At 57.5% G+C, this 23990-nt stretch carries 23 protein-coding genes and 1 other RNA gene; 17 read left to right on the top strand and 7 right to left on the bottom strand.

What is annotated here, in order from left to right; translation table 11 throughout:
• Positions 1–28: 28 nt before the first annotated feature.
• Both ffs and AB1A64_RS17120 read right to left on the bottom strand, forming a co-directional pair.
• An RNA gene (ffs, locus tag AB1A64_RS17125) (signal recognition particle sRNA small type) lies at positions 29–127 on the bottom strand.
• A gap of 39 nt (positions 128–166) precedes the next feature.
• Positions 167–2047 (bottom strand): bifunctional 2',3'-cyclic-nucleotide 2'-phosphodiesterase/3'-nucleotidase, encoded by a 1881-nt coding sequence (locus AB1A64_RS17120; protein ID WP_366552528.1) that lies wholly within the window; start codon positions 2045–2047, stop codon positions 167–169.
• Positions 2048–2236: 189 nt separating this feature from the next.
• On the opposite strand from AB1A64_RS17120, the gene nudC reads away from it, so the two are divergent.
• Genes nudC through AB1A64_RS17100 form a run of 4 tightly spaced genes read left to right on the top strand, consistent with a single transcriptional unit; the run spans position 2237 to position 4203 of the window.
• Entirely contained in the window at positions 2237–3217 is a 981-nt protein-coding gene (gene nudC / locus AB1A64_RS17115; protein ID WP_366552526.1) for an NAD(+) diphosphatase, read from the top strand.
• Positions 3218–3257: 40 nt separating this feature from the next.
• A complete protein-coding gene (locus AB1A64_RS17110; protein ID WP_366552524.1) occupies positions 3258–3725 on the top strand; it encodes an SRPBCC family protein in 468 nt (155 codons plus the stop codon).
• 10 nt (positions 3726–3735) lie between these two features.
• The gene (locus AB1A64_RS17105; RefSeq protein WP_366552522.1) at positions 3736–3909 is read left to right on the top strand and encodes a hypothetical protein; all 174 of its coding nucleotides are present in this window, start codon (positions 3736–3738) and stop codon (positions 3907–3909) included.
• Between the two features lie 24 nt (positions 3910–3933).
• Positions 3934–4203, top strand: coding sequence for a GNAT family N-acetyltransferase (locus AB1A64_RS17100; protein WP_366552520.1), 270 nt, complete (start codon positions 3934–3936; stop codon positions 4201–4203).
• A 10-nt stretch (positions 4204–4213) separates the two neighbouring features.
• Here AB1A64_RS17100 and AB1A64_RS17095 read toward each other — a convergent pair whose 3' ends face one another.
• Positions 4214–5047 (bottom strand): prephenate dehydratase, encoded by an 834-nt coding sequence (locus tag AB1A64_RS17095; RefSeq protein WP_366552518.1) that lies wholly within the window; start codon positions 5045–5047, stop codon positions 4214–4216.
• A 119-nt stretch (positions 5048–5166) separates the two neighbouring features.
• Here AB1A64_RS17095 and AB1A64_RS17090 point away from each other — a divergent pair, with 119 nt between their 5' ends.
• The 5 genes from AB1A64_RS17090 (at position 5167) to AB1A64_RS17070 (ending at position 11527) form a co-directional block, all read left to right on the top strand.
• On the top strand, positions 5167–5676 hold the full coding sequence (locus AB1A64_RS17090; protein ID WP_366552792.1) for a cytochrome c family protein: 510 nt from the start codon (positions 5167–5169) through the stop codon (positions 5674–5676).
• Positions 5677–5846: 170 nt separating this feature from the next.
• A complete protein-coding gene (locus AB1A64_RS17085; protein WP_366552516.1) occupies positions 5847–7751 on the top strand; it encodes an extracellular solute-binding protein in 1905 nt (634 codons plus the stop codon).
• Positions 7752–7760: 9 nt separating this feature from the next.
• Complete coding sequence (locus tag AB1A64_RS17080) at positions 7761–8846, top strand: microcin C ABC transporter permease YejB (protein ID WP_366552514.1); 1086 nt, start codon at positions 7761–7763, stop codon at positions 8844–8846.
• Positions 8847–9953, top strand: a complete 1107-nt coding sequence (locus AB1A64_RS17075; protein ID WP_366552512.1) for an ABC transporter permease — start codon at positions 8847–8849, stop codon at positions 9951–9953.
• Positions 9950–11527 (top strand): ABC transporter ATP-binding protein, encoded by a 1578-nt coding sequence (locus tag AB1A64_RS17070; RefSeq protein WP_366552510.1) that lies wholly within the window; start codon positions 9950–9952, stop codon positions 11525–11527. The genes AB1A64_RS17075 and AB1A64_RS17070 overlap by 4 nt, the downstream gene beginning before the upstream one ends.
• Before the next feature lie 28 nt (positions 11528–11555).
• Here the strand turns inward: AB1A64_RS17070 and AB1A64_RS17065 are convergent, their stop codons facing one another.
• The 3 genes from AB1A64_RS17065 to hemN form a co-directional block, all read right to left on the bottom strand.
• Entirely contained in the window at positions 11556–12035 is a 480-nt protein-coding gene (locus AB1A64_RS17065) for a DUF995 domain-containing protein (RefSeq protein ID WP_366552509.1), read from the bottom strand.
• Between the two features lie 96 nt (positions 12036–12131).
• On the bottom strand, positions 12132–14063 hold the full coding sequence (locus AB1A64_RS17060) for an elongation factor G (protein ID WP_366552507.1): 1932 nt from the start codon (positions 14061–14063) through the stop codon (positions 12132–12134).
• A 175-nt stretch (positions 14064–14238) separates the two neighbouring features.
• The gene (gene hemN / locus AB1A64_RS17055) at positions 14239–15594 is read right to left on the bottom strand and encodes an oxygen-independent coproporphyrinogen III oxidase (protein WP_366552505.1); all 1356 of its coding nucleotides are present in this window, start codon (positions 15592–15594) and stop codon (positions 14239–14241) included.
• 61 nt (positions 15595–15655) lie between these two features.
• On the opposite strand from hemN, the gene fnrL reads away from it, so the two are divergent.
• Both fnrL and AB1A64_RS17045 read left to right on the top strand, forming a co-directional pair.
• Positions 15656–16399: a transcriptional regulator FnrL gene (fnrL, locus tag AB1A64_RS17050; RefSeq protein ID WP_366552504.1), complete on the top strand. Its 744-nt coding sequence runs from the start codon at positions 15656–15658 to the stop codon at positions 16397–16399.
• A 74-nt stretch (positions 16400–16473) separates the two neighbouring features.
• Positions 16474–16725, top strand: a complete 252-nt coding sequence (locus AB1A64_RS17045) for a GlsB/YeaQ/YmgE family stress response membrane protein (RefSeq protein WP_058283041.1) — start codon at positions 16474–16476, stop codon at positions 16723–16725.
• 39 nt (positions 16726–16764) lie between these two features.
• Here AB1A64_RS17045 and AB1A64_RS17040 read toward each other — a convergent pair whose 3' ends face one another.
• Positions 16765–17604 carry a universal stress protein gene (locus AB1A64_RS17040; RefSeq protein WP_366552503.1) on the bottom strand — a complete coding sequence of 280 codons (840 nt, stop codon included), beginning with the start codon at positions 17602–17604 and terminating at the stop codon, positions 16765–16767.
• A 195-nt stretch (positions 17605–17799) separates the two neighbouring features.
• Between AB1A64_RS17040 and ccoN the strand changes: the two genes are divergently transcribed.
• The 6 genes from ccoN (at position 17800) to ccoG (ending at position 23989) form a co-directional block, all read left to right on the top strand.
• Entirely contained in the window at positions 17800–19407 is a 1608-nt protein-coding gene (ccoN, locus tag AB1A64_RS17035) for a cytochrome-c oxidase, cbb3-type subunit I (protein WP_366552502.1), read from the top strand.
• Positions 19408–19423: 16 nt separating this feature from the next.
• Entirely contained in the window at positions 19424–20152 is a 729-nt protein-coding gene (gene ccoO, locus AB1A64_RS17030) for a cytochrome-c oxidase, cbb3-type subunit II (RefSeq protein ID WP_366552501.1), read from the top strand.
• A 12-nt stretch (positions 20153–20164) separates the two neighbouring features.
• Positions 20165–20350 (top strand): cbb3-type cytochrome c oxidase subunit 3, encoded by a 186-nt coding sequence (locus AB1A64_RS17025; protein WP_170350977.1) that lies wholly within the window; start codon positions 20165–20167, stop codon positions 20348–20350.
• Entirely contained in the window at positions 20347–21210 is an 864-nt protein-coding gene (gene ccoP, locus AB1A64_RS17020; protein WP_170517019.1) for a cytochrome-c oxidase, cbb3-type subunit III, read from the top strand. The genes AB1A64_RS17025 and ccoP overlap by 4 nt, the downstream gene beginning before the upstream one ends.
• Positions 21211–21584: 374 nt before the next feature.
• The gene (locus AB1A64_RS17015; protein WP_366552500.1) at positions 21585–22460 is read left to right on the top strand and encodes a LysR family transcriptional regulator; all 876 of its coding nucleotides are present in this window, start codon (positions 21585–21587) and stop codon (positions 22458–22460) included.
• A 101-nt stretch (positions 22461–22561) separates the two neighbouring features.
• Positions 22562–23989: a cytochrome c oxidase accessory protein CcoG gene (gene ccoG / locus AB1A64_RS17010; protein ID WP_366552499.1), complete on the top strand. Its 1428-nt coding sequence runs from the start codon at positions 22562–22564 to the stop codon at positions 23987–23989.
• Position 23990 lies beyond the last annotated feature (1 nt).

Here is a 23990-nt window from a genome sequence, read left to right as displayed (position 1 = left end):
GTTCGCAACAATTCAATGTCGGGAGTTTAAGTGAGAGGTTGGACATCGACCCAAGCGGGGCTCGTTGTGGCTGCTTCCTTCCGGACCTGACCAGGTTGGCGAGGCGCTCGCCCGCGCCAACCTCTCGGGGTTTGATATAGGCAACGGGCGCAGGAAACACAACCCGTCAGAGCGTCAAACGGATCAGCAAAAAGCCCTCATCGTCTTCTCCGACGACGAGGGGGTCATATTCTTCAAGCTCGGCAATGTGGGTTTGTGCCTTCGGGCCGGTTCTTAACAGCACAGTCGTGCCCTGCATCGGGGCAAAGCCAAAAGGATAGGGCGCATACTGCAAGGGATCCTGCGGCAGTGCGCTGGACAGATAGTCCTGCAAGACGCGCTGAACAGGCAGATTCGGCAGCGCGATGGGTTCGGCCTGATCAACAAAGGGAAAGTGACCCCCGCCATTGGCGCGGTAATTGTTCAGTGCGACGACGAACCGTTGATCGGCGGCCATTGGTTGGCCGTCAAAGCGAATGTTGCGAATGCGCCGGTTGACGGGGTCGATCAAGTGGCCGCCAGCGTCGAACCGAGCCGGCTGAGAGAGATCAAACTGGTAAGTAAGTCCCTGTATAATATCATAATTATGTCCCGCCCTGTTGATGTCGACCAATGTGGTCTGATGTCCCGGTGTAATCTGGTTGAATACGCCTGCAGACATCTCAAGCCAGTCGCTGATCTGCTCTCCAGTGACAGCTACCGCCTGCAGCTCATTGGGAAACGCGTACATGTCGTTGACATGGCGCAGGCATATCTGGCCGGGCGGGACGTCGGTGAAAAACCGGGGGCCAGCACGCCCACCGAACTTTGAAGGCGCGGTTGCGGACAGAACAGGAAAATCCGCAAATGGCGTGTCCTGCAGGTAGGGCCGCAGGGCTGCTGCCTGGGCCGCGGCGGTCAGGACCAAACCTCTGTCAGGGGCGCAAAAGCTGAAATAGCTGTGCAAATGCTGATCGGTCTGGCCAACGGGTTGCGCCGTGCGCCGCTGGGTTTCCGAATGGCCCCGGGCGAAAAGGCGCGCCAAAACAGGGTCTTCCTGGATAGGCTCGGTTGAGCCGTCGGGTTTGGTTGGGCATATCGACCGCAGACTGACGCGATGATTCTGAACGGTCCAACGGCCATTTCCCGCCCTGTCCAATGTTAGGTCGATCACCCCCAGAAATGACCCGGACGCACCGGGCATGACCACCGGCTTTCTTTGAACCAGACCCCGATTTGCATCGACGTGCTCAATCCCGTCATGTGCGTTGCCGGGCAGTGTCAGATGTGAATGCCCGGCAATCAGCGCATCAATTCCTTCGATACCGGCCAGCGGAATGACGGCATTTTCCAAACCCGTTTCCGGTTCGGCCGACCCTATCCCTGTATGCGCCAACGCAAGGATCAAATCGCAACCCTGCGCTTTCAGATCCGTCACTTTTTGTGCGGCGCAGGTCAGGATATCTTCGATGACGACCTTGCCTTGCAGCAGGTGTGCTTCCCATTTGACTGTCTGCGGCGGAAGGACTGAGAACACACCGATTTTCAGCGTAACTTTTTGATCATAATACTTTATTTCTCGATTCAAAATCGCATGATCTTGCCAACACGAGGAGGCGTCTTGTCGGTGCGCATTGCTGCAAATCACCGGGCACGCAGCATCTGCAATCACACGGTCCAGCGTTTCCAGTCCAAAGCCGAAATCATGATTTCCAAGCCCGATTGCGTCATAACTCAGCTCGGAAAATGCCTGCATCAGGATGTGCGGCGCATTTTCTGATTGAACCGCCCATTCCCCTAGCGGCGTGCCTTGCAGTGAATCTCCGTTGTCGCACAAAACCACCAGGGCACCCTGCGCTTCGGCCTCAGACCTGGCTGCGCGGATCAGGCTGGCGGTGCGGGTAAAGCCGATTGAGGGGTCGGGGCTGTCCGAATAATAGTCGAAGCCGCATAGATTCATGTGCAGATCGGATGTTGCCAGAACCCGTATCTTTAGTGGCGCGCGGGACGGGGGAGGGGGATGTGTCAAATTTCTACTTCTGGAGGTTATATGTTAATCATTTTCTCCAAGAAGTATAATAATTGCAACTTGCATGGCGTGCTTTTAGTCAATTGACGACTTCAAGTTTTCGGGTGGTTTGAATAGGCATTGCAACATTGGCATTGCAACAAAAGGGCAGCCGTGGCAGCCCTGTGCCGACGACCCAAGGGAATTCCTATGAAACACGCGGAACTGGTGACATTTGGCAGCTCGGGCCTTGATCGCGCGGCGCATATTCGAGGGAATTCAGACCATTTGGCGCAGGTGCGCGCGCATCCGCAAGCGACCTGCCTGTTGTTGTGGCGTGGCAAGCCGCTGGTTCAGGGGGAAGCACTGGACCGCCTGGGGTTGATTCCCATGACCCACGAATTGGTGGAAAACGGCCCGGGCGGCAGTATTGAAGAACCTGTATTTCTGGGACTTTCAGACGGTGATCCGGTTTTTGCGCTGGATATCTCGGGCTGGTCCCCCGAGGGGCTGGACATGTCGCAGGTCGGTGCCTTTATCGACCCGTCGGAACAGCAGCACCCGGACCTGCCCACAGGCTATGTCTTTGCTGAGTTGCGCCGGATCATGACCCGTCTGTCTGCCCGCGATGCGGAGTTGGCTGCGGCCGCCAAGGCCGTTATTGGCTGGCACGAAACGCATCGGTTCTGTGCCCGTTGCGGCGCACCCAGCGAAGTATCCCAGGCAGGATGGCAGCGCAGTTGCCCCGAATGCGGCGGGCAGCATTTTCCGCGCACCGATCCGGTGGTCATCATGCTGATCACGCATGGGGATTCGGTTCTGATGGGGCGGTCACCGGGCTGGCCCGAGGGGATGTATTCCCTGTTGGCTGGATTTGTTGAGCCCGGTGAAACGCTTGAGGCCGCGGTTCGGCGTGAGGTGATGGAAGAGGCAGGCGTGCCAGTTGGCTCGGTCAGCTACCTGTCCAGCCAGCCTTGGCCATTCCCAGCCTCGCTGATGTTTGGGTGCGCGGGTGAGGCGCTGTCACGCGAGATCACCATTGATCCGGTGGAAATCGAAGATGCAATGTGGGTCAGTAAGCCCGAGATGATGCAGGCTTTTGCCGGGGAACACCCGGTCCTGCTGCCCGCACGCAAGGGGGCCATTGCGCATTTCCTGCTGCAAAACTGGCTTGCGGATACGCTGGACTGACAAAATACTAGGCCAATAAACAAGAGACCCACGAACCACCATGCAGTTTACAGCGCGCGAAGATATCGAAGCCCCGATCAATGCGGTGTTCGAAATGGTCGCTGATTTTGAGCGGTTCGAACGCATGGCCATGCGCCGGGGGATCGAAGTAAGGCGCATGTCGGGTCATATGGGTGTTGTGCCCGGTACACAGTGGGAAACCGAGTTCAATCTGCGCGGCAAGCCCCGCCATGTTGCGATTGAGATGGCTGAATGCGACCCGCCTGCCTTGATGCGGTTTCAGGCGGCAAGCAAGGGCATGAACGGAACAACGACTGTTGAATTTCTGGCCTTGTCGCAACGCCGAACCCGCTTGAGCGTTGAAATGGCGCTGGCGGCGAAAACTCTGCCGGCGCGGTTGTTGCTGCAGTCACTGAGACTGGGCCAGTCGCGGTTCCGTCGGCAATTCCAACTGCGGCTCAGCGAGTTCGCGCGCGAGATGGAAGAACGCCATATGCACGGTTCCTGACAGGGGGCAAATGGGCAATCTGATCATCCGACAGGCCGGTTTGGACGACGTCGAAGGCATTTCAGACGTGTTGCAGGAAATAACGGCTGCCGGGAAACGCAAAAGACCGAGTGACCCGGGCTTTGTACTGACGAACTATGTTGGGCACCCGGATCAGTTGACATGTGTCTTGGCACTCAGCTAAACCCGAATTTTGGGGTCCCAGTCCATGAAACGGGCGGTCGCAGCCAATCCTTACGGAGTACAGGCCGGCTGGGGAATCATCGGTACCCACATTCGACCCTCGGCCGCGCGTTGCGGTGTCGGGCGGGCCTTGTTTCAGGCGACATTGAAGGTTGCAAAAGAGCAAGGCATTCCCCCCATCGACGCCACCATTGCGGCAACCAATGTCCAAGGTCTGGCCTATTATACCGCTATGAGCTTTGCCGATTACAGATCCCACGAAGGGGCCGTGTGCAAAGCCTACACAGTCGGATGAAACCAGGCCCTTACCCGCGCGAATGCGCTGCGGGGTAAACGCCCAGCACTTCGACATTGGTTGTGAAATGCTCCAGCTCTTCCATAGCCAGCCGCACGTTGCGGTCTTCGGGGTGCCCGACGATATCGGCATAAAACTGGGTCGCGGTAAATGACCCGTCGACCATATAGCTTTCCAGCTTTGTCATGTTGATACCGTTGGTGGCAAAGCCGCCCATCGCTTTGTACAGCGCCGCCGGAATGTTGCGCACCTGAAACACGAAGCTGGTAATCATACCGTGCGGGCCGCGCCGAGACATGTCCGCCTGCCGCGACATCACCAGGAACCGCGTGGTGTTGTTGTCCTGATCTTCGATGTGACGGGCCAGCATGTTCAGCCCGTAGATTTCGCCCGCCAACTCGCTCGCCAGCGCCGCAGAATGCAAATCACCTTGCTCCGAGACCTCACGCGCGGCGCGCGCGTTGTCGGGGCTGACGCGGCCGCGAATGTTGTGTTCTTTCAGAAAGCCTGCGCATTGCGGCAGTAGAACCAAATGCGAATGCGCCTCGGTGATATCCTCAAGCGTTGCACCTGGGACGGCCAGCAAATTGATATGTACGCGTACGAAGGCCTCATCAATGATGTGCAGTCCGCTGTGGGGCAGCAGGCGGTGAATATCGGCCACCCGGCCATAGGTGGTGTTTTCGACCGGCAGCATTGCCAGATCAGCCGCGCCTGACCGAACCGATTCGATCACATCTTCGAAAGTACGGCAGGGCAGGGCCTCCATATCGGGGCGTGCATTGCGGCAGGCCTCGTGGCTATAGGCGCCTGGTTCTCCCTGAAATGCGATACGATTGCTCATTTGGTCGATTCCGTGCAACAAGTTCTAGAATTGGGCGTTTAGTCGCGGTGTCTATACCTTGCCTCTTGCAAGGGGAAGCCTTAGACACCCCGCAGACAGCTGAAATGGACTCGCGATCAATGTTCGACACGATGACAGTTACCAAGGCCGCCGCAGGCCTGTTTGGCACCTTCCTGGTGCTTCTTCTGGCCAAATGGGGTGCCGAAGTTCTTTACCATGCGGATGGGCATGGTGAGACAGCCTCTTACATTATCGAAACCGAAAGCGCTGGTGAAAGCGCTGACGGTGAAGAGGTGGTCTTCGAAGATATGCTGGCCGCCGCCGATCCGGAAAAAGGCGCCCGTGTCTTCCGTAAATGCACCGCCTGCCACAAGCTGGAAGACGGCGCAAATGGCACCGGCCCCTATTTGTACGCAATTGTAGATCGCCCGGTTGCATCGGCCAAAGGCTTCACTGGCTATTCGGCCTCGATGCAGGCGCATGGCGGCAACTGGACGCCCGAAGCGCTGGATGCGTTCCTCGAGCGCCCAAGTGCTTACATCTCGGGTACTTCGATGAGCTTTGCTGGTCTGAAAAAACCACAAGAGCGCGCCGATCTGATCGCGTATCTGCAGACCATCGGCAACTGATCCTTTGATCAACGCATGATTTTCTAAGCCGCTGCCTCGCGCAGCGGCTTTTTTTTGCCTAAGAAAAACTTCACAAAGTGTTCACGCATTCTAAACTTGAACCTGACAGTGCTGGTCATTTAGCTGGCGCGAACAAGATAAAAGACACAACGACCCAGAGGATGAGCCAAATGATATCCAATCGACTTACTGCACAGGCGCGCTCGGTGGATATTAAGGGTTGGTCGCACGCTTTGATGTTCGGGTTGATTGTGGTCATGCTGACCTCGGCTCAGCTTTTTGCGGAAGAAAAGATAATCAAAAGCCACGGATTCTCGGAATTCGGTGATTTGAAGTACCCCGAAGGTTTCACTCATTTCGACTATGTGAACCCCGACGCCCCGCGCGGGGGAGAGCTGTCTTATGCCGCGCAAGGCACGTTCTCTAGCTTGAACCCGTTTACGCGGAAAGGGCGCGCAGGCGCGCGGTCTGCTGACCAATATGAAACCCTGCTGGTTCCATCCTATGACGAGCCCGCGGCCTATTACGGGTTGCTGGCCGAAAGCCTGGAATACCCCGAAAGTCAGGATTGGGTTATTTTCAACATGCGGCCCGAGGCCCGATTTTCCGACGGCAGCCCCGTGACCGCCGAGGATGTTGTGTTTTCCCACAATCTGCTGCTGGATCAGGGGCTGAAATCTTATGCGGATGCGGTGCGCAAGCGTATCCCACGCGCCGAAGCATTGGATGAACACAGGGTCAAATTCTATTTCGCACCGGATATCTCGCGCCGGGCACTGATTTCGCAGGTGGGCGGAACGCCGGTGTTTTCCAAAGCTTGGTTCGAAGCAGACCCGGAAAACCGGCGTCTGGACGAACCGCGTTTGGTTCAGGGGGTTGGATCGGCCCCATATGTTTTGGACAGCTATGACATCAATCGGCGTATCATTTACAAGCGCAACCCCGACTATTGGGGCGACCACGTCAACGTAAACGTGGGTCGCAACAACTATGACACTATCCGGATCGAGTATTTCAGTGACTCGATTGCTGCGATGGAGGGGTTCAAGGCAGGCACGTTCACGTTGCGGCAGGAAAACAACTCGAAAAGCTGGGCGACCGCCTATGATTTTCCGGCCATTGCGAATGGCTCGGTCATTCGGGACGAGTTGGCGAATGGAAACGTGCCGTCGGCGTCGGGTTTCATCATGAACCTTGATCGCCCACAGTTGCAGGATCCGCGCGTCCGCGAAGCCATCCAGCTTGGCTATAACTTCGAATGGACCAACGAAAGCCTGCAATACGGGTTGTTCCAACAGCGCAGTTCGTTCTGGGAAGGCACGCACCTTGAGGCGACGGGCCTGCCCGAAGGGCGTGAATTGGAGGTGCTGCAAAGCCTCGGCGATGCGTTGAACCCGGACGTTCTGACCGAGGAACCGGTCAGCGCCCATGAATCGCGCCCGGCGCGTCAGAACGACCGTCGCAACCTGCGCGCGGCCATGAAGCTGCTGGATGAGGCCGGTTGGCTGGTTGGTGATGACGGCATTCGCCGGAACGACAAGGGTGAAGTTTTGTCGATCGAGTTTTTGTCGGACCAGCCGACGCTGGACCGCATTGTTCAGCCCTTTGTCGACAACCTGCGGGCAATGGGTATCGACGCGCTGTATAACCGGGTGGACAATGCCCAGTTCACGCTGCGCCGCCGGGATCGGGATTTTGACATGATCGTCGGCGGGTATCCGAAATCGCTGCAGCCTTCGACTGGCCTGTATCAGCAATTCGGGACCGAGGCCGCCTCGTATTCCGTATTCAACCCGTCGGGTGCGCATGGCCCCGATATTGAACCATTGATCGACAACATCGTCGCCGCCACCGAAAGCGAGGAGCTTTTCGCCAATGTCCGCGCGTTGGACCGTGTTCTGCGGGCCAAGCGGATCATGGTTCCGACATGGTATCTGGGCAAATATTGGGTCGCCTATTGGGACATGTACGAATACCCGGAAAACCTGCCACCCTATGCGTTGGGCGTGGAAGACCTGTGGTGGATCAACGTCGAGAAAGAAGCCGAGTTGAAATCCTCGGGCGCGTTGAGGTAATCCGCCCCCATGGGAGCATATATTCTAAGACGCCTGTTGCTGGTCATCCCTACATTGCTTGGGATCATGATCGTCAATTTCACGCTGGTTCAGTTTGTCCCCGGTGGTCCGGTTGAACAGATGATCGCCCAGATGCAAGGGGGCGGTGACGTGTTCGAAGGCATCGCAGGCGGCGGCAGCGATATCGAGCAGCAAACCAGCAGTGTGAATGACCGCTATATCGGTGCGCGCGGATTGCCGCCCGAGTTTATCGAGGAGTTGGAAAAGGAATTTGGATTCGACAAACCTCCGGTCGAACGGTTCCTTGACATGTTGGGCAACTACATGACGTTGGATTTCGGCGAGAGTTATTTTCGCTCGATCAGCGTGATTGATTTGGTGCTGGAAAAGATGCCCGTTTCGATCTCGCTGGGCCTGTGGTCCACATTGATTGCCTATCTGGTGTCGATCCCGCTGGGCATTCGCAAGGCGGTCAAGGATGGTTCAAAATTCGATACCTGGACCAGTGGCACCATCATTGTGGCTTATGCCATCCCCGGCTTCCTGTTTGCGATCCTGCTGCTGGTGCTGTTTGCCGGTGGGTCCTACTGGCAAATCTTCCCGCTGCGGGGGCTGACATCTGACAATTGGGACAGCCTCAGCGTGATTGGCAAGATCGCGGACTATTTCTGGCACATCACACTGCCGGTCATTGCCCTGACGATTTCTGCCTTTGCGACGCTGACGCTGCTGACCAAGAACTCGTTTCTGGATGAGATCAAAAAGCAATACGTCATGACCGCCCGGGCCAAGGGCCTAAGCGAGGGCCGGGTGCTGTATGGCCACGTGTTCCGCAATGCCATGCTGATCGTGATCGCAGGCTTCCCGGCGGTGTTTATCGGTGTCTTCTTTGGAAGTTCGATTATCATTGAGACGATCTTCTCACTCGACGGTCTGGGCCGTTTGGGGTTCGAGGCGGCTGTGGCGCGCGACTATCCGGTGATCTTTGGCACGCTGTTCATCTTTGGCTTGATGGGTCTTGTCGTCGGTATCGTCAGCGATCTGATGTATGTGCTGGTAGACCCGCGCATCGATTTCGAAAAGCGGGAGGGGTAAATGGCGCTTTCCCCCCTCAATCAGCGCCGGTGGCGTAATTTCCGGCGCAACGGCCGGGCTTTTTGGTCGCTGATCATCTTTTCGGTGCTGTTCGGTATCTCGCTGTTTGCCGAATTCATCGCGAACGACAAGCCGATCCTGGTGAAGTACCGGGGAGAGTTTTACACGCCGATCTTCAACTTTTATGCAGAAACCCAGTTCGGCGGCGACTTCCAGACCGAAGCGATCTATCGCGACCCCGAGGTTCAGTGCCTGATCGACAGCGGCGGGCTTGAACAATGTTTCGACGATCCCGAAGGCATCATTGATGAGATCAAGGCCGGTACCTATCAGGCCGAAGGGTTTGAACGTGGCTGGTCGATCTGGCCGCTGATTCCATATTCCTTTAACACCAGTGTAGATCGTCCGGGGGCCGCACCGCTGCCGCCCAATGGGCAGAACCTGTTGGGGACCGATGACACCAAGCGCGATGTGTTGGCTCGGGTCATCTATGGCTTCCGCTTGTCGATCCTATTCACATTGATGGTCACAGGGGCCGCCAGCCTGATTGGTATTTTTGCCGGTGCCATTCAGGGCTTTTTCGGCGGCTGGCTGGACCTCGTGTTCCAGCGCATCATCGAAATCTGGTCGGCCACGCCATCGCTGTACGTGATCATCATCATGTTCGCCATTCTGGGCCGAAGTTTCTGGTTGCTGGTGGCGCTGATGATCCTGTTCAGTTGGACCGGATTGGTGGGCGTTGTCCGGGCCGAATTCCTGCGCGCGCGCAATCTGGAATATGTCCGCGCGGCACGGGCGTTGGGCGTGGGCAACATGACGATCATGTTCCGCCATATGCTGCCCAACGCGATGGTTGCGACGTTGACCTTTATGCCCTTCATCGTGACTGGCACCATTGGCGGATTGGCCTCGCTGGATTTCCTTGGCTTCGGCTTGCCGTCTTCGGCGCCGTCGCTGGGGGAATTGACCTTGCAGGCGAAACAAAACCTGCAGGCGCCGTGGCTGGCTTTCACTGCGTTCTTCACCTTTGCCATCATGCTATCGCTACTGGTCTTCATCTTTGAAGGTGTTCGCGATGCGTTTGATCCCAGAAAGACCTTCTCATGAGCCTTTTGGATGTGAACAACCTCAAGGTCTCGTTCAAGCAGGACGGGCAGGTCAGCGCGGCGGTCAAAGGTGTTTCCTTCACAGTGGACCGGGGGGAAACCGTCGCACTTGTGGGGGAATCCGGGTCGGGCAAATCGGTGACGGCTTTGTCCACTGTGTCCCTGCTGGGGGACAGTGCGATCGTCGAAGGCTCGGTCACTTACGACGGGGATGAGATGATCGGTGCCTCGCAAGACAAGCTGATGGATGTGCGCGGCAATGATATCAGCTTTATCTTTCAAGAGCCGATGACTTCGCTGAACCCGCTGCACACAATCCAAAAGCAGATGGCGGAATCGCTGGCCTTGCACCAGGGACTGAGCGGAGATGCGGCACGCACACGTATTGTCGAACTGCTGACCAAAGTGGGGATTCGTGATCCGCAAGATCGGTTGGACAGCTATCCGCACCAGTTGTCCGGTGGGCAGCGGCAGCGGGTCATGATCGCCATGGCGCTGGCCAACAAGCCCGACATTCTGATCGCGGATGAACCGACGACTGCCTTGGACGTGACCATTCAGGCGCAGATTCTGGAGCTGTTGGCCGAACTGCAAAAGTCCGAGAATATGGGGATGCTGTTCATCACCCACGATCTGGGCATTGTGCGGCGCATCGCCGACCGGGTTTGCGTGATGAAGGACGGCGAGATCGTCGAGACCGGCGCCACTTCCGAGATCTTCAACAACCCGCAACACTCCTACACGCAGAAACTGCTGGGGGCCGAGCCCTCGGGCCATCCCGACCCCGTTGCCCCCGAGGCCGAAGAGGTTGCCCGTACCGATCACCTCAAGGTCTGGTTCCCGATCCAACGCGGGTTTTTGAAACGGACCGTGGGCCATGTGAAGGCGGTGAACGACGCCACGCTTAGCGTACGCGCGGGCGAGACGGTGGGTATTGTCGGTGAAAGCGGGTCAGGCAAGACGACTTTGGCACTGGCGATCATGCGCCTTATTGCGTCCGAAGGCGCCATCACTTTTCGCGACAAGGATGTGCGCCGCTGGTCCACACGAGAGTTGCGGCGCCTGCGCAAAGACATGCAGATCGTGTTCCAGGACCCGTTCGGCAGCCTTAGCCCGCGGATGACCTGCATGCAGATCATTGCCGAAGGGTTGGCGATCCATAAGGTCGACCCCCACCGTGCCCCGCGCGAACTGGTGGCCGAGGTGATGACCGAAGTGGGGTTGGACCCGACGGCAATGGACCGATACCCGCATGAATTCTCGGGTGGACAACGTCAGCGCATCGCTATTGCGCGCGCTATGGTGTTGCGGCCCAAGTTGCTGGTGCTGGACGAGCCGACCAGCGCGCTGGACATGACGGTGCAGGTGCAGATCGTCGACCTTTTGCGCAATCTTCAGCGGAAATACGGGCTGGCCTATCTGTTCATCAGCCACGACCTGAAGGTGGTCCGGGCGATGTCTCACAAGGTGATCGTCATGCGGAACGGAGATGTCATCGAAATGGGTGCGGCTGAGGATTTGTTCGAAAATGCTCAGACAGATTATACCCGCGAACTGATTGCCGCAGCGGGGTAGGGTGAGTATCGACCCGCGCGGCAAAGGGTTATAGACCCAGATCGTTCTTCAATTTGTTGAACTTTCTCTGGTGCGGGTTGCCCCTGACCTGCGAACGGATACTGTGGCGATACCAGTTTGACTTCTCGGGGAGGAACCTCTCCCAGATTGTTCCGTCCGGGGCGGTCACAAACTCCCAACATTCTTCAAAGCGTTTGTATTGCCTCGCCCCGTTTTCGAACCAGTACCAGTCGGTCTCGTTACACAATTTACCCCTGTTGGTGACGTACCATCGCCCAATGCCAACAGCGCCTTCTTTTTGTCCGATCCCCTGTAAGGTGCCGTTCGGCGCCCAATAGAACGACCCTCCGAGCCTCCAATTTGTTGTTTTGCCGGAATAGAGCTGAGCTATCGTTTGTGGGTCAGTGCGTTTTGCGCCTTTGGGTTTCCCCTTGGCAAGGCTTTCACCAGCAGCCAGAAAAATGGCCGCGACTACAAATGTCGTCAGGACGGTTGTTGAATACGCCATAACTGCGGCTCCTCTTTAAATAACAAACCTGAAATGCGGGGCAGCCCTCCTGTGTATTCTCTGACCGGGGTGCCGGTCAGAGGTTTTCTGAGAATTTCACTGTGCGTTGGCGATCTCGCGCGCTGCACTTTTCGGAAGTGGTCCGCGCAGCTCTTCATAGTGATCAAAGCTCAGTTTAACCCAACCGGTACCGCGCGTGGCGCTGGCGAGTGTACGGTGCAGCTCATCCTCGGCCACGGCAGGCAGTTGGGCGTTGAAGATCTCCCAGCCTGAGGCGTTGGGATTGCCTTCAAAGCCCAGAACCTGGCCTTGCAGAGAACTTATGGTCGGAACCAGATCGCCGACAAAATCCGACGGCAGGTGGATTTCGGCACTCAGGATCGGCTGCAGGACCACCGGTTTGGCCTGTGGCAGGGCCTCACGCACAGCATTCTTGCCTGCGGTACGGAAGGCATAGTCCGAGCTGTCCACGTTGTGGTGCTTGCCATCGCTAAGCGTGACTTTTACATCCACCACCGGAAAGCCCTCGGGCCCCTGCACCAACGCATCCTTGGCGCCGTGTTCGACCGATGGAATATAGTTTTTGGGCACCGCGCCCCCCTTTACGATTTCCTCGAACTGGAACCCCGAACCCCGCGGCATTGGCGCAACCGAGATTACTACGTCTGCGAACTGTCCAGCCCCACCAGATTGCTTGCGGTGGCGGTGGCGGTGTTCAACGGGCGCGCGGATGGTTTCGCGATAGGCGGTCTCGACCGCGTCGGCAGTAATCTCGATCCCGAAATCCTCATCCAGTTTGGCGGTGACACGACGCATGTGTTGCGGGCCTTGTGAACTCAGAATTGCATGACCGCTAAGTTCGTCTTGTTCCAAATGCAGGCCGGGGTCGATCTCGACCAGACGGGTCAGTGCGTTAGACAGGCGCACGTCGTCCCGTTCATGAGTGGGCGACACGATCTGCCGATGTGCGGCCGGGTGCGATGCTGCCCATTCGGGCAGGGGGGTCGCCGAAGAACTGTCATAGAGGTTGCCGGGATTCAGGTGATCGGATTTCACGGCGAGTCCGATTTGCCCGGCTGGCAGCTCGGCAATCTGCGTCTTGGCGTCCAGCGCAGTCAAGTTGCCGACAGTTTCGCCGCCCAGATTCTCATGCGCTTTCACACCTGCGCCCAGCCCGCGCAGAACAACGATCTTGCCGATATGTTTTTTTACATCCGCGAAGCCGGCAATGGCGCGGGCGTTCTCCGCCGCTTCGTCGCGCCCGGCGGCTATGTCAAACTCCGGGGCCTCGTGCCGCAGGGCTTTCATCAAACGAGTCAGCCCGTTTCCATGGCTGGCCGCGCCCAAACAAGCGGGTATCAGTTGGTGGTTTTGCAGCACTTGCGCGGCCAGGTCGTAAACCTCGGCGCTGGGCGGTTGCTTGTCCTCGATCAGTTGCTCAAGCAGGTTGTCATCGAAATCAGACAGGGTCTCGAGTAATTCCGTGCGCGCTTCTTGCTCGCGATCCTCGACCGATTGCGGCAGTTCGATCAGGGCCGAGGGCTGGCCTTCTTGATATTTCCACGCCCGTTCCGAGATCAGATCGACCGCGCCGACGATCGTGTCGCCCTCACGGATAGGGACCTGACGCAGCGCGATGTGGTGGGTGCAATAGGTCTGCAACGCCGCGATGATGTCGCGAATCCGGCCATTGGGGTTGTCCATACGGTTGATGAACAGAAAGCAGGGGATGCCTGCCTCTTCGACCAGTCGCAGGTACGGGGCGCAGAGAACGGCGGCCAGCGGGTCGGGTGGGACGACAACCACGGCGGCGTCCGAGATCGCCATGGCCGGGCCAACATAGGCCAGATTGTCGCCGCCGCCATCGACGTCAATTGCGCACCAGGGTTCGTCTAAATAAGAAAAACCGTGCAAATGCACGGTTCCGGATACGTCGAATGTGGTGGACCGGCCGTCGAGGCGGCTGATGGCCTCGACCAGAGTGGTTTTGCCCGATTGGCTGGGGCCGAGGACGGTGAAAACGCGCATGGGTGCTGTCCCTCTTTCAAATTGCAGATCGGCTGCACGAAAGGGATAGCCTTACGCAAATGCGTTGGCGCGAACTGTCTGGTATTGGGCCTGCCTCAGGCGCGGGCGGGTTCCGCCCGCCCTGCAAGTGTGGAAAAAACCGACCCATCGCGTCAAGCCCTGACCTGCCTTGATTTCAGATTGCCGAACTGTGGCCGGCCAAGCTCAGGTCATAGGCGTCAAAGCTGCGCGCAATCATTCGGGTCAGCGGACGGGCCTCGGGCGGGATGAACAAGCCATCTTCGGTGATCCGTAGCAGGCCGTCAAAGGCTGTATTGGCAGCCTGATACATAGCCTGCAACTCGGGGGCGGTGACGTCGTGATCTAGTAGAATCTCGGCTGTGTTGATCTGGAAATCGCACATCAGCCCTTCGATCAGCCGGGCGCGCAGAACGTCCTGCCCTTTGAACAAGTGCCCGCGTGAGGTCGAGAACCGCCCTTCGCGAATCGCCTTGGTATGGGCAGATGTTGCGGGCGCATTCTGGGCATAGCCTTGCGGAAAGCGCGAGATAGAGCTGGCACCAACCCCGATTAGAACCTCGGCCTGATCGTCGGTATAGCCCTGGAAGTTCCGCTTTAGCCGCCCGGCCTTGAGCGCATGGGTCAGGCCGTCATCCTGCGTGGCGAAATGGTCAATGCCGATCTCGGCATAGTCATCCCACATGAACAAGCGGCGGGCGGTGTCGAACAGATCAAGACGTTCTTCGGGGGTCGGCAGGGCATCTGAGGGGATCAGTTGCTGCCGCTTGGCCATCCATGGCACATGGGCATAACCGTATAGCGCGACACGATCCGGGTTGAGCGACAGAAGTTTCTGCACGCTTTCCGTCATCCGCGATTTGGTCTGGTGCGGCAGGCCATACAGGATATCCGCATTCAGGCTGCTGATCCCACGGGCGCGGATCATGTCCACGGCTTTGCGTGTGACGTCATAGCTTTGGATACGCCCGATGGTCTTCTGAATTTCGTCGTCGAAATCCTGCACACCGATCGAAGCGCGGTTCATCCCGGCCTTGGCCAATGCGTCCAGACGAGCCTCATCAATCTCGTTCGGGTCGATCTCGACCGAAAACTCGGCATTCGAGCCCAGCGGCACAACATCCAGAATCCGCGCGGCCAGATCCCGCATCAGATCCGGGTTCAACAGGGTTGGCGTGCCGCCACCCCAATGCAGGCGCGACAGGGTGATGCCGTGGGGAAGGCGTTCGGCCAGCAGGTCCAGTTCGGCCTTCAGAACGTCCACATAGGCTATCACCGGGTTGTCGGTTTGTGTTCCTTGCGTGCGGCAGGCGCAGAACCAGCACAGTCTGCGACAGAACGGGACGTGGATATACAACGACACTTCGCTGCCGGGTTCGAGCCCGGAAATCCAGTCAGCATAAAGACTTGACCCCACGTCGTTACTGAAGTGGGGGGCGGTGGGATAGCTTGTATAACGCGGGACTTTCGCGTCAAATAGTCCAAGCTTGGCCAATTGTGGTTTAACTATCATGGCGATAGCTTTAAGGGACGGACGGTCCAGATGCTTTGACCGAGATCAAGTGGAAACGTGCATGACACCGATACCCAAATTCGACCATACAAACTGCGGAGACTGCCCCATTCGGCACCGCGCGGTATGCGCCCACTGTGATGTAAATGAGCTGGAAGAGCTTGAAGGCATTAAATACTATCGCAGTTTTGAGGCGGGCCAAACGATCATCTGGTCGGGGGATCAGATGAATTTTGTGGGCTCTGTCGTGTCAGGCATCGCCTCGTTGACCCAGACAATGGAAGACGGTCGCACCCAGATGGTCGGCCTTTTGCTGCCCAGTGATTTCGTCGGGCGACCAGGCCGCGATTCTGCGCCATATGATGTGCTGGCAACAACCGATCTGGTCATGTGCTGCTTTCGCAAGAAGCCGTTCGAAGATTTGATGAGCAATACCCCGCATATTGCCCACCGGCTGCTGCAAATGACGCTGGATGAGCTGGACGCCGCGCGTGAGTGGATGCTGGTGCTGGGGCGCAAGACTGCGCGAGAAAAGATTGCCAGCCTGCTGTCGATCATTGCTCGGCGCGATGCGTCGATCAATCAAAAGGGAAACACGGGGCCGATCGTGTTTGACCTGCCGCTAACCCGCGAGGCGATGGCGGACTACCTTGGGCTTACGCTGGAAACGGTCAGCCGGCAGATCTCGGCCCTGAAGAAGGATCAGGTCATCACGCTGGAAGGCAAACGCCACGTGACGATTCCGGATATGGGCCGCCTGATGGAAGAGGCAGGCGACGACTCGGATGGAGGTTTTCTGGTCTGACACGCTTGCAGCGTGACTGGATCGGCTGGCCGTGCTTAACTGAGGTCGTTTGAAGCAGACCGCAGGAGTAAGTCATGGGATTCAGTAGCATTTTGGCGATGCTGTTCATCGGCGCGATCGCTGGGTGGCTGTCAGGCAAGATCATGGAAGGTCGCGGCTTTGGCCTGATTGGCAATATCATTGTCGGCATTGTCGGCGCGTTTCTGGCCGGTCTGATCTTTCCCGCGCTGGGCTTTGCTGTGGGCGGCGGTGTCTTTTCATCTATTTTCTTTGCCACCATCGGCGCGATCATCCTGCTGTTCCTGATCGGTCTGGTGAAAAAGTAAAAAACCGCCCGGGGGGACGGTTTTCTGTAACCGCCTACGTTAATGCGCCAGGAACACAGGAACTGCGGCTTGTTCCAACATGTTCCTTGTTGCACCGCCCAATATGGCCTCGCGGAACCGCGAGTGCCCGTAGGCCCCCATCACGATCATGTCTGCCTCGGAATCTGCGGCGTGACGGTTCAGAATATCTGATACCCGCGTCATGGTCTTGCTCAGCACGTCGATTTCGCATTTCACGCCGTGGCGGGCCAGCATCTGTGACAGCATCCCACCTGGGTCCGAGCGGTCGGGGCCATGGCGCGGCGGGTCAATCACGACGATGCGCACCAGATCGGCTTGCGTCAGAAACGGCAGGGCGCGGCGGATGGCCCGCATGGCCTCGACGCTCTCGTTCCAGCCGATCAGGATGTTGCCTGGTCGCGCAAACGGGGTTGCATCGTCGGGAACGACCAGAACAGGCGCGTGACCTTCGAACATGGCAGCTTCGACAATGGGTTCGGCCTCGGCGTCTCGGTCAGGTCCGTAAGGTTGCGGGAGAATGACAAGATCGGAAAACCGCGCGCGATGTGCCACGTGGCGTCCGATATCCGCAATCTGGGCTACGCCGCTTTCCGCGGACCAGCGGATACCGGTCTTGCCCAGATAGTCTTTGGCATAGGCCAGCACCTCTTCGGCTTCGGCATTGGCGCGGTTCAATGTTTCCTGAAGAATCAGAGCGTTTGCGCCCGCGTAGTAATAGCCCGTCTGACTGCGGTCGACGCCCAGACACAAAGCCTCGGCATGCGCGTCCTGCGAAGCTGTCAGAGCAGCCATCTGGGCCAGAGGCGCGTCACTGTGGTTCGTGTCCGTCATAACCGTGAGAAGAGATTTGTAAGCCATTTTGACCTCTTGTCTTTCGGGCTCATGTACCTGCGGCCCTATGGCCCAGTTGTCAGTTTACGATTGTCACAGAAATCAGTGTATTGTCTTGACACAGATCAAAGTAATTCTGGCCGCTGTTCGACAAAACGGCAACCAGTCAAAAGGGTCCTGCGATATACAAGAATCACGTGGGGCATGGCAAAGGGACGCAATATGTCAAATTACATCAAGCTGATCGTGCTTGGTCTGGTTGTGGTGTTCACTGCGATCGGGTCCAACTATGCACGCGATTTGGCGTATCAGGTGCATTCGATTCTGGTGATGCTGATCGCCGGTGGTTTGTTCATCTGGACGCTTAGAAACACCGACGAGCCAGATATTCTTGTAGACCGTTCGGGTGAATACATGGATGGTGTGATCCGCTATGGCGTGATCGCAACTGCCCTTTGGGGCGTGGTCGGGTTCCTTGCAGGGACCTTCATCGCGTTTCAGCTGGCCTTTCCGGCACTGAACTTCGAATGGGCGCAAGGCTATCTGAACTTTGGTCGTTTGCGTCCGCTGCACACATCGGCGGTGATCTTTGCCTTTGGCGGTAACGCCTTGATCGCAACCTCATTCTATGTGGTGCAGCGCACCAGCGCCGCGCGCCTTTGGGGCGGCAATCTGGCGTGGTTTGTGTTCTGGGGCTATCAGCTGTTCATTGTACTGGCCGCGACCGGCTACGTTCTGGGTGGTACTCAGTCCAAGGAATATGCCGAGCCTGAATGGTATGTAGACCTTTGGCTGACCGTCGTGTGGGTTGCTTATCTGGCCGTTTTCCTTGGAACGATCGTCAGGCGGAAAGAACCCCACATTTACGTGGCGAACTGGTTCTACCTGGCCTTTATCGTCACCGTTGCGATGCTGCACTTGGTCAACAACATGACCATCCCGGTCAGCATCTGGGGTTCGAAATCGGTTATCGTCTGGTCTGGTGTGCAGGATGCCATGATCCAGTGGTGGTACGGCCACAATGCTGTGGGCTTCTTCCTGACTGCGGGTTTCCTGGGAATGATGTATTACTTCATCCCGAAACAGGCTGAGCGTCCGGTGTTCAGCTATAAACTGTCGATCATCCACTTCTGGGCTCTGATCTTCCTGTATATCTGGGCCGGTCCGCACCACCTGCATTATACCGCGTTGCCTGACTGGGCCTCGACGCTGGGCATGGTGTTCTCGATCGTGCTGTGGATGCCGTCCTGGGGTGGTATGATCAACGGTCTGATGACCCTGTCGGGCGCATGGGACAAGCTGCGCACTGACCCGGTTATTCGGATGATGGTCATCTCGGTCGGCTTCTACGGCATGTCTACCTTTGAAGGCCCGATGATGTCGATCCGTGCGGTGAACTCGCTGTCGCACTACACCGACTGGACCATCGGTCACGTGCATTCGGGCGCGCTGGGCTGGAATGGCATGATCACCTTTGGTGCTCTGTACTTCCTGGTTCCAGTCCTTTGGAAGCGTGAGCGTCTGTATTCGCTGCAGATGGTCAGTTGGCACTTCTGGCTCGCCACCATCGGCATCGTTCTGTACGCCGCTTCGATGTGGGTCACCGGCATCATGGAAGGTTTGATGTGGCGTGAAGTGGATGCCAACGGCTTCCTGGTGAACTCGTTTGCCGACACCGTGGCTGCCAAGTTCCCGATGTATGTGGTGCGTGCTTTGGGTGGCGTGATGTTCGTCGCTGGCTCGCTGATCATGTGCTACAACCTGTGGATGACTGTGCGGAAAGCGCCGGCCAAAGAGGCCAGCCTGTCCGTCGCGGTCCCGGCTGAATAAAGGGAGGGCCGGAGCAATGGCAATTCTCGACAAACATAAAATCCTCGAGACCAACGCGACCCTCCTGCTGATCTTCAGCTTTCTGGTCGTGACCATCGGTGGCATCGTTCAGATCACTCCGCTGTTCTATCTTGAGAACACTATCGAGAAGGTGGAGGGCATGCGTCCTTACACCCCCCTCGAATTGGCCGGGCGTGATATCTACATCCGCGAAGGGTGCTATGTCTGCCACAGTCAGATGATCCGTCCTATGCGGGACGAGGTCGAGCGCTATGGCCACTATTCACTGGCGGCTGAATCGATGTATGACCACCCGTTCCAATGGGGTTCCAAACGTACTGGGCCAGATATCGCCCGTGTCGGCGGCCGTTATTCGGACCAGTGGCATGTGGACCATCTGCGCGATCCGCAATCGGTGGTGCCTGAATCGGTGATGCCTAAATATGGCTTCCTCGAGCACCGGAAGATTGACGGGAAGTATATCGGCGATGTTATGGCCGCTAACTCTGCGGTTGGCACGCCGTATACAGACGAGATGCTCGAACAGGCACAGGCGGATTTTCGGGCGCAGGCCGATCCGGACAGCGACTATGACGGATTGCTGGAACGCTATGGCGACAAGGTCAATGTCCGCAATTTCGATGGTCAGCCTGAGTTGACTGAGATGGATGCGCTGGTTGCTTACCTTCAGATGCTGGGCACGTTGGTTGATTTCTCGACCTTCACCCCGGACGCAAGCCGATAACAGGAGGGTGTGATGGAAGAATATACTCTCTTACGGCAGTTCGCGGATAGCTGGATGTTGCTTGTCCTGTTTGCCTTCTTTGTCGGCATCGTGATCTGGGTTTTCCGCCCCGGTGCCAGCAAAGAATACAAGGATACCGCCAACATCCCTTTCCGGCATCAAGATAAACCCGCCGAAGTCAAGGAGGCGAGGAAATGAGCAAAACACCTGAAAAACAGCCGGGTGATCCGAATACCACCGGCCACAGCTGGGACGGAATTGAGGAATTTGACAATCCGATGCCCCGCTGGTGGCTGTGGGTCTTGTACGCAACCATTGTTTGGGGCGTGATCTATACGATCATGTATCCGGCTTGGCCGTTGGTTCGGTCTGCAACGGCTGGTGTCATGGGATGGTCTTCCCGAGCACTTGTGCAGGAAGAGATGATCTCGTTCGAGGAAGCCAATGCGCCGTGGAACACCAAGCTGGTTGAAACGCCGCTTGAGGATATCTCGAAAGATGCCGAGTTGCAGCAATACGCAGTCAACGCAGGCGGCGCGGTGTTCCGAACCTGGTGTGCGCAGTGCCACGGCTCGGGTGCGCAGGGTGCGCCTGGTTTCCCGAACTTGCTGGACGATGCTTGGCTGTGGGGAGGGTCGCTTGAGGATATCGAGATGACCGTTGCCTATGGTATTCGCAACGAAGAAAGCGACGATGCGCGCTATTCCGAGATGCCGGCATTTGGCGAGATTCTGGAACAGGACGAAATCACTCAGGTAGTGCAGTACGTCATGTCGCTGACCAATGCTCAGACTGATGATGCGGCAGCGCAGGCCGGCAAAGTTGTTTTCGAGGACAACTGCGCAGCTTGTCATGGCGAAGATGGCACCGGTGATATCACTCAGGGCGCACCTAACCTGACCGATGCTATCTGGCTTTACGGCGGCAGCGAAGAGGCCCTGACCGAGACGGTTACCAACAGCCGCTTTGGCGTGATGCCATCCTGGGAAAACCGTCTGACCGACGCGCAGATTCGTGCTGTAACGGCTTATGTTCACCAGTTAGGTGGCGGTCAGTAACGGCAAAAGAATACCTTCGGACGGTTCGCCGCCCGAAGGTTAGGCACCGGCTGTTCCATCTGTTCGCGCGTTTCCTGAACAGCCGGTGCTACAAGATCAGATTAGTTCTCTGTTTTGATCGGGTCCAGAGGGCCCGTCATTTCGCACGTGAACGTGTGACGCGCGTTGTTTTCCTCCACCAATTGCCCTCGGGGCGGTATTCGCGGTTTTGCGTTGTCATGGGCCCATCCGTATGGGTGGCGACCATGAATGTACGTGCAAGAATCGATAGCATTTGATCTCTCCTTAAGTTGGGTCTGATTGCACTCAGGATTGATGTTTTGCGATGAATATGCGACTCAATTGCCATTGGATCATGTAATCTAGGCTTACATATGAACTGGATGAAAATGCCGCCCCTTGCATCGCTGAAGGCTTTTCATGCCTTTGCCGAAACAGGAAATGTGGTGCAGGCCGGGGTTCTGTTAAATGTCAGCCACGCTGCCATCAGCCAGCAATTGCGCGCGTTGGAAAAACACCTGGGGGTCGCCCTGCTGGACCGCAGCGGCAAGTCCATGACGCTGACGGTCGAGGGTGAAAAGCTGGCCCGCGCCTTACATTTGGGTTTTGGCGCGATCGGGGCCGCCGTGGCTGATCTGACGCATATCGCCGAGGATCGCCCGGTTCATGTGTCCTTGACGGCATCCTTTGCCGCGTCCTGGCTGATGCCCCGCTTGCCCGCGTTTCAGGCCGAGTATTCTGATATACCCCTGGCGTTGGACCCTTCGCCTGACCTTGCCAGCCTGCGTCCCGGTGGTGTGGATGTGGCCATCCGATATGGCGACGGAAATTGGCCGGGGGTGAGTGCCGAGCCTTTGCTGCAAAGTCCGATCGTTATTGTTGCTGCGCCGTCACTGCTGGGGGGGCGGGAAACCATGACGCCGGATGAGCTTAGCCAACTGCCCTGGCTGGAAGAGCTTGGGACCACCGAAGCTACCTCTTGGTTGGCGCGGCAGGGCGTTGAACATGGTCCCCGGGCCGGGCGTATCTTGTTGCCCGGCAACCTGGTGCTTGAAGGGCTGCGCGCCGGTCAGGGCGTGACTGTCACAGCGCGACATTTTGTCGAAGCTGATATTCGGGCAGGCCGCATCACCGAGTTGTTTCGCGAGCCCGGCGCGCTTGGATACTACATAGTGACAGGCGATGCGCCGCTGCGCCCGGCTGTCAAAATTTTTGTTAGCTGGCTCAGGCGGCAAGCTGATATGGTGTGACAAAAGGTGTCTGCGTGATGCGCTTTTGACCCATGTCAAAGTGACTGCTTTTGTGATCTGGAAAAAGACGCCTAAAAGACAGCCACATCTGGAGCCTGCTTGTGAGCGATTCCGACCCTGCCCCCAGCCTTTACGCTGCAAGGGAGCCGATCTTTCCCCGGCGCGTGTCCGGGCCATTTCGAAACCTGAAATGGATCATCCTCGCGGTTACGCTTGGCATCTATTATGTAACGCCCTGGATCAGATGGGACCGCGGCCCCAGCCTGCCGGATCAGGCGGTGCTGCTGGATCTGGCGAACCGGCGTTTTTATTTTTTCTGGATCGAAATCTGGCCGCATGAGTTTTATTTCGTGGCTGGTCTATTGATCATGGCCGGTCTGGGCCTGTTTCTGTTTACCTCGGCGCTGGGGCGCGTGTGGTGCGGCTATGCCTGCCCGCAAACGGTGTGGACGGACCTGTTCATTCTGGTCGAGCGCTGGATCGAAGGCGACCGCAACGCCCGTTTGCGACTGCACCGGCAGGAAAAGCTGGATTTCCACAAGGCGCGCCTGCGTATCACGAAATGGGCGGCGTGGTTTCTGATCGGTCTGGCAACCGGCGGGGCCTGGGTGTTCTATTTTGCCGACGCCCCAACACTGATGCGGGATCTGGTTACCGGAAACGCCCATCCGGTTGCCTATACAACCGTTCTGATCCTGACCGGCACCACGTTCCTGTTCGGCGGTTTCGCTCGCGAACAGATTTGTATTTATGCCTGCCCGTGGCCGCGTATTCAGGCCGCAATGATGGACGAGGACACTCTGGTCGTCGGGTATCGCGAATGGCGGGGTGAACCGCGCGGCAAGGGTAAGCGTACTGCCGATTCCGAGCTGGGCGACTGCATCGACTGCATGGCCTGCGTGAATGTTTGCCCGGTTGGGATCGACATTCGCGACGGGCAGCAGATGGAATGCATCACCTGCGCGCTGTGCATCGACGCTTGCGATGACATGATGGCCAAGATCGGCAAGCCGCGTGGCCTGATCGACTATATGGCGCTGAGCGATGAAGCTCATGAACGGGCAGGCGAGCAACCCATCAACGTCTGGAAACACATCCTGCGTCCGCGGACGATCCTGTATACGGCTTTGTGGGCCCTGGTTGGCCTTGCGCTGTTGTTTGCGCTGTTTATCCGGTCCGATATTGATCTGACCGTGGCGCCCGTGCGCAACCCGACATTTGTCACTTTGTCCGACGGAACAATCCGCAATACCTATGATGTGCGCCTGCGTAACAAGCATGGCGAGGACCGGGCGTTCCAATTGTCCCTCGCGGGTGATCCGGCCTTGCAGATCCAGATCGAGGGCGTCGAAGGTGAGATTGTCAATGTCACGGCAGATACGGCACAATTGACCCGCGTCTACATCGTTTCTGCGGGCGAAGCCGGGCCGGCGGCTGCGGATGCAACCTCGGTGCGCATCTGGGTCGAGGATCTGGAAAGCGGTGAACGCGCCTATAAAGACACCACTTTCAACGGACGAGGGAACTAGT

The organism is Ruegeria sp. ANG10 (assembly GCF_040705255.1).
GTDB lineage: Bacteria > Pseudomonadota > Alphaproteobacteria > Rhodobacterales > Rhodobacteraceae > Ruegeria.
The sequence above is the reverse complement of the archived record's forward strand: the minus strand, read 5'-3'. Positions and strand labels throughout refer to the sequence as shown.